Source organism: Sulfurimonas indica, from assembly GCF_009192995.1.
GTDB lineage: Bacteria > Campylobacterota > Campylobacteria > Campylobacterales > Sulfurimonadaceae > Sulfurimonas > Sulfurimonas indica.
Genome location: NZ_SDID01000005.1, coordinates 116,629 through 130,177 on the forward strand (window position 1 = coordinate 116,629; position 13,549 = coordinate 130,177).

The following is a 13,549-nucleotide window of genomic DNA, read 5'->3' on the forward strand; positions in this document are numbered from 1 at the left end:
TTGTAGAAAAAATGAGTAAATATTCTCAAATAACTGACTATCTTGTACGTTTTTTAGAAAATGAAGTAAAAAAAACAGGAATTCAAAAAGTTGTGGTCGGTTTAAGTGGCGGGCTCGATTCTGCAGTTGTTGCAGTTTTGGCACAAAAAGCCTTTGGAGATGACTTACTGTGTGTGAAGATGCCATCACAATACTCTTCACAAAGTTCTTTGGATGATGCCGATGCTCTGTGTAATGACTTTGGTCTAAGAAATATTACCTGCTCTATCGCACCGATGCTAGAAGCCTATGAAGCGATGCATCCTGAGTTAGACAATCTTCGCAAAGGAAACTTTTCAGCACGAATGCGGATGGCGACACTTTTTGATATCTCGGCACGTGAAAATGCACTTGTGCTGGGTACGAGTAACAAGAGTGAGCTGATGCTGGGGTATGGAACACTCTATGGTGATCTGGCATCGGCCGTCAATCCCATAGGAGATCTCTATAAGAGTGAAGTTTTTGAACTAGCAAGATATCTGGGAGTAACAGAGGCTATTATCAAAAAGGCACCGTCGGCAGATTTATGGAGTGGTCAGAGTGATGAAGCGGATTTGGGCTACACTTATGCTCAGCTTGACGGGGCAATGAAACTTTATGTAGATGAGAGACTCTCACGTGAGGATGTCATTGCAAAAGGGGTTGATGCGAAGATGCTAGATATGATTATACAGAGAATCTTTCGTAACCATTTTAAGCGAAAGATGCCAGTGATTGCAAAGCTTACATCACGAACATTGGGACATGATTTTAATTATCCACGGGATATAACCCTATAAGAAAGGAAAAAGTATGAAAAAAACGATAACAATACCATTTAGCAGATATGAAAGCTCACGTGAGGCACATTCTAATGTGAGTGACGCACTCGATGGTGAAGATATCAAACAGGTAGAAGAGCTTGAAGCTGAATTTGCAGCTTATGTTGGAGCTTCATATGCACTGGCAACTTCACATGGAACAGCGGCACTGCATTTAGCGATGTTGGCACTTGATTTAAAGCGGGGTGACAAAGTGGTCTGTTCGGTAAATGCACATCCGAGTATTCCTGAAGTTGTACGCCATTTTGATGCAGAACCTGTGTTTATTGATATTGAAGAGGATACATACAATATCAATCTTGACAAACTTGAAGCTTATCTCGATGCGAACAGCTCAAAAAAGCTCAAGGCTGTCATAGTAACACATCTTGGTGGTGTGACTGTGGACTTGGAACGTCTCTATGCTATGGGTAGAAGTTATGGTGTAAAAATTGTTGAAGATGCGAGTGATGCTCTTGGTGCAACCTATAAGGGTAAGAAGATTGGCTCAACAGGAGCGGATATAGTATGCTTTAATTTCTCTCCGCATCTGAAGAAAAACATCTGTAATGGTGGTATGCTTGTAACAGATGATGATGAGATTATTGAGCGTGCAAGACTGCTTGCAAATCATGCAATGGTACGTGATGAGGATGCACTCGAATATATCTATGATGTTGTAGATATTGGAAATGATTACCTTTTAAGTGAGCTCAATGCTGCTTATATTCGTGCACAGATTACAGAACAAGATGAAAACATCAAGCGCCAAAAAGAGATAGCAAAGATGTATTCAGAAAGTCTTGATGGTGTAGAGCATGTTACTGTTCCACAGATGATTAACGAAGAGAATCCTTTTTCTTTATATATCATCAAAATAGATAAAAACCGCGACTCTTTTGCAGTTGCTCTGCGTGAGGAGGGAATAGGTACAGGATTACATTATATTCCTCTGCATCTTTTAACATACTATAAATCAAAATATGCACTGCGTGTCAATGATTTTCCAGTTGCGCTTCGTTCATTTCAGCAGGTACTCTCTTTACCAATCTATGCAAATATGAGTGATGAGGATGTGGAAAAAGTGATTTCTACTATTAAAAAGATAGCAAAAACAAGAGTATAGTATATCTTTGAAAAAAACAGTAGTTTTGTGGGTTGAGAAGTACTTCTACAACCCTTCGCTGCTGCAAAAATTTCTCTCATATTTCCTTCTGCCACTCTCATGGCTCTATTGCTTTATCATGTATTTGCGATATAAACTCAAAACGCCCCAAGATTTTGGTATTAAAATCATCAGTGTCGGTAACTTGACAGTCGGTGGCAGTGGAAAAACTCCTCTTGTAACTGCTTTGGCAAAGAAAGAGAAGGACCCTGCCATCATTTTACGCGGTTATGGAAGAGTATCGCGAGGTTTGGTCATTGTCAAAGATAAAACCGAGATACTGTGTGATGTTGCAACAAGTGGTGATGAAGCGATGATATATGCAAAAAAGCTGCCTCACGCAACGGTCATTGTCAGTGAAGATAGAAAACCGGCCATCATAAAAGCAAAAGAGCTAGGTTGTGATATCGTTTTTCTTGATGATGCGTATTCAAAACATGATATTAAAAAGAGAGATATTATCATTGATGTTGCTACAAAGAATGGTTTCTGCCTGCCAAGCGGACCGTATCGTGAGCGTTTATGGAGTTCTAAAGAGGTAAAGGTTCTGCGTGAGGATGTTGATTTCTCCCGTGAGGTTACTCTTGTTGATGCAACAGCAAAGATGTCACTTGTGACTGCCATAGCAAGACCACAACGACTAGACAGATATCTGCCGGATAATATTGTGGCAAAACACTATTTCCCTGATCATTATAGTTTTTCAAAAGAGGAACTTAAGAAGATATTAGCCCAGGATGGTGCAACGTCACTTCTTGTAACATATAAAGATTATGTAAAGATAGAGCATTTTGGCCTGAAACTTTCACTTCTTGATCTGGAAGTAAAAGTCAAAGCAGATATTATTTAGACATTTTTTTAAAGATGGAACCTGTAATCAGGAGTGCGATACCATCAAAAAAGAGGCTAAATCCTACAAGTAATCCGATAAGATAGAGTGAGCTAAACGGCCAACCAACGATAAATAAAATACCAATGAGCATAGAGAATATTGCATTGATCATCCACCATATCCAGCCTTTTGCAGGACGCATAGAAAGTGCCAGAGAAAAACCTGCAAAGGAGTCCATAAAGAAGTATATTGCAAGAAGCAGTCCTACCGTCCCCACACCGCTCATTGGATAAAAGATTATAAAGAGTGAAATAGCAATGAGAATGAAGCTCTTCAACCATCCAAAAATATCACTTTTGTTACTAACGTAGGTAAAATAGCCTGCCATAAATCCTGCAAACATCATCAACCATGCTACAAAAGTAACTGTTGCATAGGTCATAAAGACAGGTTCAACAATGCCCACAATTCCTAAAATAATAAAAATAATACCTGTAATCTTTGAGTATTTACTGAATTTTTCAAATAAATCTTCTTCTATGGGATATTTCCACATCATAAATCCTTTTTTAATCTAACTTCCAAAAGTATAATACTATTAAGACAATCACAATGTTATTTATGTAGCATTTATCAGTAAATAATATAAAATTAGATAAAATTCTCCATTATATTGCAAGAAGGATAAAGCATTGCAAGCAAAAATAGAGACTGTAAAAACACTCCTTGAGGCACTTCCGTTTATACGTGAATTTAGAAAAGAGATAGTAGTTATAAAATATGGTGGTTCAGCACAGACATCACCACAACTAAAAGAGAAGTTTGCCGAAGACATTTTATTGATGCACCTTGTAGGTATTAAACCTGTTATCATTCACGGTGGTGGTAAAAAGATCACCGATATGTTAGAAGCTTTGAAAATCGATACGAAGTTTATCGATGGACAGCGTGTCACAACAAAAGAGACGATGCGAATTGTTGAGATGATACTCAGTGGTGAGATAAACAAAGAGATCGTTTCCCTTCTCAATTCTCATGATGCAAAAGCGATAGGTATCAGTGGAAAAGATGCACACTTTATTACGGCTCAAGCAAAAGATTTTGAGAAGTGGGGGCTTACCGGTAATATAAACAAGGTAAAATCTGATGTAGTGCTAAACCTTGTAAAAGATGGCTTTATCCCTGTTATTGCACCAATTGCTGCGGGTGAGGAGATGGGACATCCCGGATTTAACATCAATGCAGATTTGTGTGCTTCTTATGTGGCAAAATCAATCGGAGCAAACAAGATTATCTTCTTAACAGATACTCCGGGTGTGTTAGATAATGAAAAGAACCTACTCTCATCTTTAACAAAAGAAGAGGTTGAAAAGCTTAAAGACAATGGGACTATTCACGGCGGTATGGTACCAAAGGTAGATGCCTGTCTTGAGGCGATTGACGGGGGTGTTGCAAAGGCACACATCATTGACGGACGTGTAGAACATTCAATGTTACTTGAACTTTTTACATCAGAGGGTGTAGGAACCCAAATAGTTAAGTAATTGTTGCTATAATCGCAGCATAAATATTAAATTAAAGGATACGTAGATGTACGAAGCACTATTTGAAGATGAAGATGATATCTTTGGAGGTTCTCCAAAGTCAAAATTCATGGATGTTGTTTTTAATGCAAACAATGACATTGTAAGACAAGAACTTGCAAACTTTATAGAAAAGGTAGCAACGATGGAGTTGATGCTAGAAGAGCATGTTGGTGAAGATATAGAGAGAGCTATACAACAGTACTATATCAAGCATCAAGATGCGTGTGATACAAAAGCAAAAAGTTTGTATGTTGAACTTATGGGCGCAGTACTTTCACAAAGCGAATAGTGTAAAGTGAGGTTGATTTTACAAGTTTTAGTGGCACTTTTTTTTCTCTTGAACAGTGTCATTTTTGCCAATGATTTTAGAGAAGATTTTAAAATTACTCTAAAAAAGGATGAGCAAAAGAAAATTCTTGTAAAATACGGAAACAAAGAGAAAATTTTTGCATTTAGATGGACACTTTATGTAAATGACGGACTTGTCGTACTGCATTCGTATGATAAATCCGTTGCTCAAAATGTGTTGTATCTAAATCATAAAAATCAATCGATTCGGATTGTTTTAAGAAATGATGGGAAGAGTTTTTACAACTCTCCCTATTTTCTTTTAAAGTTTAATGAGTTTGATGCCAAGAAAAATGAAGCGAAATTTGAGCTTTATCTGTATGACAGTGCAATGCAGATTGAGTTGAAATTTTTAAAAAATAAAAATTAGAAGAGATATATGCAAAGAGTAGAAGCAGAATTAGCAAGATTGATTGAAGAGATAGATTATGATGAGGTAACGCGCCTTTTTAATAAACTCAGTGGCGGAAAAAGATTGCGTGCGAAACTAATACTAAAAATTGCAAAAGATGTAAAGGAAGCACCACTTTTAGCAGCTATCGTAGAGCTTATTCATGCTGCTTCACTCTTGCATGATGATGTTATCGATGATGCAGATACACGTCGTGGTGTAGCTTCGGTAAATGCAACTGATGGCAGTAAAACGGCTGTAATGCTTGGTGATATTCTCTATTCGAAAGCTTTTACAGAGCTTGTTAACTTTGACAAAGAGGTAGCTCGTACTATCGCAGCATCCGTTACAGCACTTTCTAAAGGTGAGATGATGGATGTGAAGATGGCAGAGGCATTTAACTCTGATGAAGCTGCATATCTGGATATGCTCTATCTTAAAACTGCTACACTTATTGAAGCTGCAGCCAAAGCCGCAGCACTCCTTGCAGGAAAAGATGCTGAGTCTCACGCACTCTATGGAAGAAACTTAGGTCTTTCATTCCAGATCATCGATGATATTTTAGACATCACTTCGGATGAGGCCACACTTGGAAAACCTGCGATGAACGACTATGTTGAAGGTAAATGTACACTGCCGTATATCTATCTTTATGAAACACTTGAGGGTAATGAAAAAGAGCGTCTTAAAGCTGCTCATGCAAAGAAGCTTGATGCAGATGAAAATGCATGGATAAAATCTAAAATGGATGAACATAAAACGATTGAGAAGTCATTTGGACTTGCAGTTGCACTCTCAAATGAAGCAAAAGAGGCTCTGCGTGAGGATGCAGAACTTGTCGGCATCTTAGATACCATGATACAAAGAAGTTACTAATGCACTATTTAACAGTCAGTCTATCACATAAAAACAGCGATATTGAGTTACGAGAAAAGTTTACATATACAGATGATGAGAAAGAGGGCTGCCTGAAGCGTTTGGTTCAGTCTCCTTCTATCAGCGAAGCGATGCTGCTTGCAACGTGTAACAGAATGGAGATCAGTGTTTGTTGTAGTGATATTGATGATGCATTGAACCATATTATGACACTGCTTACCTTTAAAGGTGGGCTCTCAGCCGAGTACTTAAAAGAGACGGCAGAGATCGTTGATGACAGTAGTGCGATTCATCACCTTTTTGCAGTGGCAAGTTCTATTGACTCTATGGTTGTCGGCGAGACACAGATAGCAGGGCAGCTTAAAGATGCTTTTCGTTTTGCACATGAAAAAGGTTATGCCGGTAAGAAGATGTCACGGGCACTCTCACACGCTTTTAAATGTGCTGCAAAAGTAAGAAACCATACAGATATCTCTTCCAAACCTGTCTCCGTTGCTTCTGTTGCAATCACACAGATAAAAGAACAGGTAAGTGAACTGCATACAAAAAAAGCACTTGTTATCGGTGTAGGTGAGATGAGTGAGATATGTGCAAAACATTTAGTTTCGGATGGAGTAGAGACATACATTACAAACAGAACAAAACAAAAGGCTGAAACACTTGCGCAAGAGTGCAGTGCAAAAGTGTATGATTTTGGAGATCTGCATAAGGCTGTCAATGAATTTGATATTATCTTTACGGCTACGAGTGCTTCATATCCTATCATTACCAATGAACTCGTTGAAAATGTAGACTTTAAAAGATTTTGGTTTGATTTGGCGATTCCAAGAGATATCGATATAAACCAAAGAGATGATATCTATCTTTTTGTAGTCGATGATATTCAAGATATTGTTGAAGCAAATAGAGCTGAGAGAGAACAGTATGTACGTCAGGCACACGGAATTGTAGGACGTAGTGTTGTTGAGTTCTTTGAATGGCTTGATGCACTCAATGTTGAGCCGATTATCAAAGAGATTTACAAAAAGGCAGACAAAGCGGTAGAGACGGAGACACAACGTGCTCTTAAAAAAGGATTTATTCCAAAAGAGTATGAAATGCAAGCCAAAAAGATGGCTCAACAGGCAATCAAGAGATTTTTGCATGATATGACAAAAAAGATGCGTGAAGCTTCCCATGAAGCAAAGAGTGATACGGTAACGGGTGCGATGCAGTACATCTTAAATGATGAACATGACAATATCCCAGACCAATACAAACACCATTTAAAAAAGGATTAGATTTTGAGAAGAAGCAGAGCATTTATTCCCACAACGAAAGAGGCACCGAATGATGCCTCACTTCCAAGTCACATCTTTTTAGCACGTGCTGGTTTTATCTCTCAAGTTGCAGCCGGACTTTATAACTATATGCCTTTGGCAAAACGTGTTATAAAAAAGATAGAAAATATTATAAACGAAGAGATGGCAGCTGCAGGAGCACAAGAGGTTGAACTCTCTTTTGTAACACCTGCATCACTTTGGGCAGAGAGTGGAAGAATTGAGAAATTTGGAAAAGAGCTTTTACGTTTTAAAGACAGAAAAGAGAATCTTTTTGTTTTAGGACCAACACATGAAGAGATGATGGTAGATTTGGTACGTAACCGTGTAACTTCGTATAAAAATCTGCCATTAAATCTTTACCAGATCAAGACAAAGTTCCGTGATGAAGCACGTCCAAGATTTGGTCTTATGCGTGGACGTGAGTTTATTATGAAAGATGGCTACAGTTTTCATGCAACGACAGAGGATTTGGACCGTGAATTTGATGCAATGGAAGCGGCATATAAAAAGATTCTTACGCGTTTAGGACTCGATTTTAGAGTCGTTGAGGCTGACAGTGGTGCTATTGGCGGGTCTGGTTCAAAAGAGCTGATGGTTTTAGCGGATAGTGGTGAAGATACAATAGCTGTCTGTTCAAAATGTGAATATGGTGCAAATATTGAAGCGGCAAAAAGAAGTACAAGAGCAGTTATTCCTGAAGCACCTGAAGCAAATTTCAATAAATTTTTAACGCCGGATGTAAAAACAATCGATGAACTTGCAGAGTTTTTCAAGGTTGACCCGTACTATACTATTAAATGTGTTGCAAAGCGTGTTGTCTATGAAGATGAGAGTGAGATTGTTCTTTTCTTTGTACGAGGATGTGACAACCTTCAAGAGGTAAAAGCACTGAATGCTACAGATGCACTCGATATTGTTGATGTAGATGAAGAGGAACTGCGTGAGATTGGTTTGGTCCCTGGTTTTATCGGGCCACTTGACCAAGACAAGGCAAAACATGTTATTGATGCTGACCTCAAAGATGCTGCAAATATAATCTGTGGTGCAAATGAGCAAGATTATCACTTTGTCGGTGTTGACTTGGGTATACTCAGTGATGTTGCTTATTTTGCTGAGATAGCAGAGGTAAATGAGGGTGATATCTGTCCACATTGTGATGGAGTGCTCTCTTTTACAAAGGGAATCGAAGTAGGGCATATCTTTAAACTGGGTACTACATACTCAGAGGCACTTAAAGCTGAGTTCTTAGATGAAAATGGAAAGTCTCAGCCTTTTATCATGGGAACGTACGGTATGGGAGTGAGTCGTTTGGTTGCCGCTGTAATCGAACAGCATCATGATGAACAGGGTTGTAAATGGACGAAAGCAACAGCACCATATATGGTAAACATTATGATCAGTAACATTAAAGATGAAGCTCAGGTAGAGTTGGGTGAAAAGCTTTACGGACAACTTCAAGAGTCAGGTGTTGAAGTGATGCTTGATGATAGAAAAGAACGGTTTGGCTTTAAGATGAAAGATGCGGAACTGATAGGTTTTCCATATACTATAATTATCGGTAAAGAGCTTGCAAATGGTGCGGTACAGATTTATGATCGCCAAACGACTGAGAAAACATTAGTGCCGGCAGATGATATCTATGCACAAATTATGGAACTTCTTTAGATGATCTATTTTATCATTTATCTTTTTTTAGAGGTCCTGGTCTCTGTTAATATTTCATCAGCGATTGGGGGCCTTGCTACATTTTTTGAGATACTTTTCACTGCATTTATAGGTATCTCTATTTTAGTAAACTTTAGAAATACACTTGTTGAAAATATGACGGCAGTATCATATAACTGCATTGACCTTGAGCAGTTTCAACGCTTAAATCTTTTTACACTCTTTGGTGCGATTTTACTTATTATCCCTGGATTTTTGACAGATATTGTAGGTATCTTGCTGCAGTTCAGTGCTTTTACGAGTATGATTGTTAACCGTTATAATGTAAAATCAAACAGATGCAATACCTCTTTTGAGGATGAAAATATAAATATAAAAAAGGATTCTGATGTCATTGATGTTGAAATTATTGAGCACGACACTACTCTTAAGTAGTTTTATCTATGCAAACAATGTAAGTGAGAAGGTAGAAGACTTTTTAGACGATAAATTTATGGAAAACCCGAGACTGAAATCTGTTGATGTAACAGTTTCTGATGTAGTGCCTCTTAAGCAGTTAGCAGGCTGGAATGCTTATATAGTAGATGTTGAGGCCTATCTCAAGGCACAGCCCAAGAGACTCATTAAACAGAGAATGATATGGTTCTCTGATGGTCGCATCATTACAAAAGAGCTAACAGATATGCAAGGTGGAGAGAGTTTGACAGACTTGGTCAAACCACCATTTAAAGATGAATACTATAAAAAAGAGAATCTGCTCTTTGGAAATCCTGATGCAAAACACAAAGTTGCAATCTTTTCAGATCCGCTTTGTCCTTTTTGTAAAGGCTTTGTACCGGGTGCACTCGATTATATGAAAAAAGATCCGAAAAAATTTGCAGTTTATTACTACCATTTTCCACTAGAGCGTCTCCACCCGGCTTCTGTCCATTTGGTAAAAGCTGCTGCTGCAGCGGAACTGCAAGGAGATAAAAATGTCATTGAAAAGCTCTATCATGTGCAAATCAATCCGCAAGAGAGAGATGTGAAAAAGATTTTGAAAGCTTTTAACAAAGCAGTAGGAACAAAGCTCACGCCAAAAGATCTCAATACTCCGGCAGTTATCAAACAGGTCAATCGTGATCTGGATATTGCTAATGCTGTAATGGTAGGAGGCACACCTACGATCTATCTTGATGGAAAAGTAGACAATACAAAGAAAAAATATTTGAAAGTACAATAGATGAAAAAACTAAGAATTGCAACACGTGTATCAGACCTTGCTCTTTGGCAGGCATATCATATTAAAGCAAGAGTAGAAAAAGCCTATCCTGAGATAGAAGTAGAGCTGAACAAAATTGTCAGTAACGGTGATAAAGTCTTAGATAAACCACTCGCTCTCATTGGAGGTAAAGGTCACTTTACAAAAGAGCTTGAAGATGCGATGCTAAGAGGAGAGGCTGATATGGCTGTACACTCTCTTAAAGATGTACCTACATATATTCCGGAAGGTTTGGAGCTTGTAGCTGTAACCCAGCGTCAAGACCAAAGTGATGTTTTTCTCTCCCATAAATATGCATCTTTGGATGAGTTACCACAAGGTGCAGTAGTTGGTACAACTTCACTTCGAAGAAGAATGCAACTCTTACAAGTTCGTCCTGATCTGAAATTAAAAGATTTGCGTGGCAATGTCAATACACGTCTAAGAAAGCTCTCTGAAGGGCAGTATGATGCAATCATTTTGGCTTTTATCGGTTTGAATCGTCTTGATCTGCTTAAAGACATTCCACATGTTCAAAAGCTTTCTCTTGATATGATGATACCACCTATGGGACAGGCTGCACTTGGTATTGAGATAGTGCAGGGTAATGAGAAGCTGCGTGAGATAGCCATGATGCTCAATGATGAAACCACACATCTCTGTACACAGATTGAACGTGATTTTATTGCCAAGATAGGAGCAGGATGTTCTGCACCCGTTGCCTGTAACGCTGTAAGAGATGGAGAGAGTATAGTCTTTCGTACAATGCTCGGCTTTCCTGATGCTTCAAAGATTATGCAAGAGCGAGCAGTTGTTCCTGTAAATGAGAGTGCAAATCTTGGTGTAGAGATGGCAGAGCTGATGATAGCAAACGGTGCACTTGAACTGCTTGGGGAGGCTGAAAAAACAGCCTTTAAAGATGAAATGCCACAAAGGTTATAACAGTGAAAAAAACGATCAATCTTTTAAAACAGCATAATGAACTCAGAACTATAGACGAAGAGCTTGATATCTATCTAGAGATTCCACATATTGCCTATGCAGAAGTAAAAAAAGAGGATGGTGGTAAGGCAATTCTTTTTACAAATGTCATTGATAAAAAAACGGGGACAAAGTTTGAAGAGCCGGTGTTGATGAATGTGTTTGGTTCCTACAAGCGTTGTGAACTTCTTTTTGGCAGAACGATAGAATCTGTTGCTGATGAGATTACAAAACTGCTTCATATGAAACCGCCTGCAGGAATAATGGAAAAAATTTCGATGGCAAGTGAACTTTTTTCACTTAAAAATATTTTCCCTAAACGTCTTAAGGGTGAGGGAGAGTGCCAACAGATAAAATATCTTGATGATGAAGTTGACCTTTACAAAATGCCGGTTTTGACAACATGGGAACAAGATGGCGGACCATTTATCACTATGGGGCAGGTCTACACACAGAGTCTTGATGGTGCAATGGTAAATCTTGGAATGTACAGACTGCAGGTTTATGATAAAAATCATTTGGGAATGCACTGGCAGATTCATAAAGACTCTTCGCACTTTTTTGATCAGTACCAAAAAGCAGGTAAGAAGATGCCTGTCTCTATCGCTATCGGTGGTAACCCGCTTTATACATGGTGTGCAACTGCACCACTTCCTTATGGTGTTAATGAACTGCTTATGTATGGACTTATCACAAAAACTCCTGCACAACTTGTAAAGTCACTTACTACACCACTTTATATTCCTAAAGATGTTGATTATGTCATAGAGGGCTGGGTTGATCCGAGTGAACTCAAAATTGAAGGTCCTTTTGGTGATCATACTGGGTATTATACTTTGGAAGAGCCATACCCTGTGATGGAAGTATCTGCTATTACAATGAAAAAAGAGCGTACATTTTTGGCAACTGTTGTAGGAAAACCACCTTTGGAAGACAAATATATGGGTTGGGCAACAGGAAAGATTTTCTTTCCGCTTTTAAAGACTACTACACCGGATCTGCTTGATTATCATATGCCGGAAAATGCAGGTTTTCATAATCTAATTCTTGCTAAGATGCAACCACTCTATAAAGGGCATGCAAAACAGTTCATGCACGCTTTTTGGGGTGCTGGACAGATGAGTTTTGTAAAGCATGCTATCTTCGTTGATGAGAATGCTCCAAAGCTGGAGAACTATGAAGCATTTGCGACTTATGTACTTGATAGATTTACACCAAAATCTATGTTTATCACTGAAGGAATACTCGATGCACTTGACCACTCTTCTCCAGAGACATTAGTTGGAGGTAAACTTGGAATTGATGCGACTGCAGCAAACAGTGTAGAAGCTCCACAGCTTTTAGGTGATGCTGAGCTTTTAGAAAAAGTAAAAGAACTGATTCCTGATGTAGTTGATCTGCATCAGTTTATGCGTCGAACAAAAAATCCTATCACTGTTATAGCTGTAGAGAAGAGTAAGAATGTTAGAGAGTATTTTGATGCACTCCTTTCGCTCTCTCCACATATGCGTATCGTTGTTTTTGTGGATGCAAAGAAAAATGATGTTCGTAATGCATATATGCTTGTGTGGCGTGTTACAAACAACATTGATGCTGGGCGTGATATTTTTGTCTCAGGTTTGCTTGTAGGCGTGGATGGTACGAATAAAAATGCACTTGACGGTTTTACAAGAGAGTGGCCGGATGATGTTGACTGTACGCAGGAAGTTGTAGACAATTTAAAGACAAAAGGTGTATGGGACTTTGATGATACACTTTTTAAGAAGTTTCAATTATAGAACTTTTTTTATTTTGAAATCAAATTATCGTGATATAAGGAAAATATAATTATTTCTAATGTAATATGAAGTTAAATTTTTAGGGGATACAATAGCGATGATTAAATTTTTACTTATACTGATTTCACTTACGGTTTTATCGTTAAGTACCGCAGATGCAGCAATTTATAAAGGTCAAAGAGTCTTTATTAAAAAATGTCTCAAGTGTCATGAATCAGGACAGAATTTTGTTGCAAAATACAAGATGAAACAGTGGAAAAAGTGGATGAAGAAAAAAGGGAAACCGCTTGCTGAACTTCATTTGAAAAACAAAAAAGCAAAAAAATCTTGGAAATATTTTAAAAGTAGAAAATATGTTAAAAAATCCAAACATTTAAAACAGTTTTTAATTGAATATGCAAAAGATAGCGGAAACGTACCTGCATGTAATTAAAAAGAGTGAAGTTTTTTACTTCACGCTCTCTTCTCCTTTGTAAAATCTCTCTTTTTTGATAAAATATCAAACTTTTTAATCCTAAGGATATAA

The 13,549-nt window shown here is 38.1% G+C and carries 15 protein-coding genes; 14 read left to right on the forward strand and 1 reads right to left on the reverse strand.

Annotated features, from left to right (window positions below; genetic code table 11):
* Window positions 1–11: 11 nt before the first annotated feature.
* The 3 genes from ES948_RS03500 to ES948_RS03510 are packed head-to-tail and all read left to right on the forward strand — an operon-like array spanning window position 12 to window position 2,854.
* Window positions 12–818 (forward strand): NAD+ synthase, encoded by an 807-nt coding sequence (locus tag ES948_RS03500; RefSeq protein ID WP_152183550.1) that lies wholly within the window; start codon window positions 12–14, stop codon window positions 816–818.
* 13 nt (window positions 819–831) lie between these two features.
* Entirely contained in the window at window positions 832–1,965 is a 1,134-nt protein-coding gene (locus ES948_RS03505; protein ID WP_188109439.1) for a DegT/DnrJ/EryC1/StrS family aminotransferase, read from the forward strand.
* A gap of 7 nt (window positions 1,966–1,972) precedes the next feature.
* Entirely contained in the window at window positions 1,973–2,854 is an 882-nt protein-coding gene (locus tag ES948_RS03510) for a tetraacyldisaccharide 4'-kinase (protein WP_152183551.1), read from the forward strand.
* Here ES948_RS03510 and ES948_RS03515 read toward each other — a convergent pair.
* On the reverse strand, window positions 2,847–3,395 hold the full coding sequence (locus tag ES948_RS03515) for an HdeD family acid-resistance protein (protein WP_246153813.1): 549 nt from the start codon (window positions 3,393–3,395) through the stop codon (window positions 2,847–2,849). The two genes, ES948_RS03510 and ES948_RS03515, sit on opposite strands and share 8 nt — an antisense overlap.
* A 133-nt stretch (window positions 3,396–3,528) precedes the next feature.
* Between ES948_RS03515 and argB the strand changes: the two genes are divergently transcribed.
* The 11 genes from argB (at window position 3,529) to ES948_RS03570 (ending at window position 13,456) form a co-directional block, all read left to right on the forward strand.
* A complete protein-coding gene (argB, locus tag ES948_RS03520) occupies window positions 3,529–4,380 on the forward strand; it encodes an acetylglutamate kinase (RefSeq protein WP_152183552.1) in 852 nt (283 codons plus the stop codon).
* Between the two features lie 46 nt (window positions 4,381–4,426).
* The gene (locus ES948_RS03525; RefSeq protein WP_152183553.1) at window positions 4,427–4,711 is read left to right on the forward strand and encodes a DUF2018 family protein; all 285 of its coding nucleotides are present in this window, start codon (window positions 4,427–4,429) and stop codon (window positions 4,709–4,711) included.
* Between the two features lie 12 nt (window positions 4,712–4,723).
* The gene (locus tag ES948_RS03530; protein WP_425505067.1) at window positions 4,724–5,140 is read left to right on the forward strand and encodes a hypothetical protein; all 417 of its coding nucleotides are present in this window, start codon (window positions 4,724–4,726) and stop codon (window positions 5,138–5,140) included.
* A gap of 9 nt (window positions 5,141–5,149) precedes the next feature.
* The gene (locus ES948_RS03535) at window positions 5,150–6,037 is read left to right on the forward strand and encodes a polyprenyl synthetase family protein (protein WP_152183555.1); all 888 of its coding nucleotides are present in this window, start codon (window positions 5,150–5,152) and stop codon (window positions 6,035–6,037) included.
* Window positions 6,037–7,317 carry a glutamyl-tRNA reductase gene (gene hemA / locus ES948_RS03540; protein WP_152183556.1) on the forward strand — a complete coding sequence of 427 codons (1,281 nt, stop codon included), beginning with the start codon at window positions 6,037–6,039 and terminating at the stop codon, window positions 7,315–7,317. Before ES948_RS03535 ends, hemA begins: the two co-directional genes overlap by 1 nt.
* 3 nt (window positions 7,318–7,320) lie before the next feature.
* The gene (locus ES948_RS03545; protein WP_152183557.1) at window positions 7,321–9,024 is read left to right on the forward strand and encodes a proline--tRNA ligase; all 1,704 of its coding nucleotides are present in this window, start codon (window positions 7,321–7,323) and stop codon (window positions 9,022–9,024) included.
* Window positions 9,025–9,459, forward strand: a complete 435-nt coding sequence (locus tag ES948_RS03550) for an FxsA family protein (RefSeq protein ID WP_152183558.1) — start codon at window positions 9,025–9,027, stop codon at window positions 9,457–9,459.
* Entirely contained in the window at window positions 9,422–10,246 is an 825-nt protein-coding gene (locus ES948_RS03555; protein ID WP_246153814.1) for a thioredoxin domain-containing protein, read from the forward strand. The genes ES948_RS03550 and ES948_RS03555 overlap by 38 nt, the downstream gene beginning before the upstream one ends.
* A complete protein-coding gene (gene hemC / locus ES948_RS03560) occupies window positions 10,247–11,206 on the forward strand; it encodes a hydroxymethylbilane synthase (RefSeq protein WP_152183560.1) in 960 nt (319 codons plus the stop codon).
* 2 nt (window positions 11,207–11,208) lie between these two features.
* A complete protein-coding gene (locus tag ES948_RS03565; protein ID WP_152183561.1) occupies window positions 11,209–13,023 on the forward strand; it encodes a menaquinone biosynthesis decarboxylase in 1,815 nt (604 codons plus the stop codon).
* Window positions 13,024–13,120: 97 nt separating this feature from the next.
* Window positions 13,121–13,456 carry a cytochrome C gene (locus tag ES948_RS03570; protein ID WP_152183562.1) on the forward strand — a complete coding sequence of 112 codons (336 nt, stop codon included), beginning with the start codon at window positions 13,121–13,123 and terminating at the stop codon, window positions 13,454–13,456.
* The last annotated feature ends 93 nt before the right edge of the window (window positions 13,457–13,549 follow it).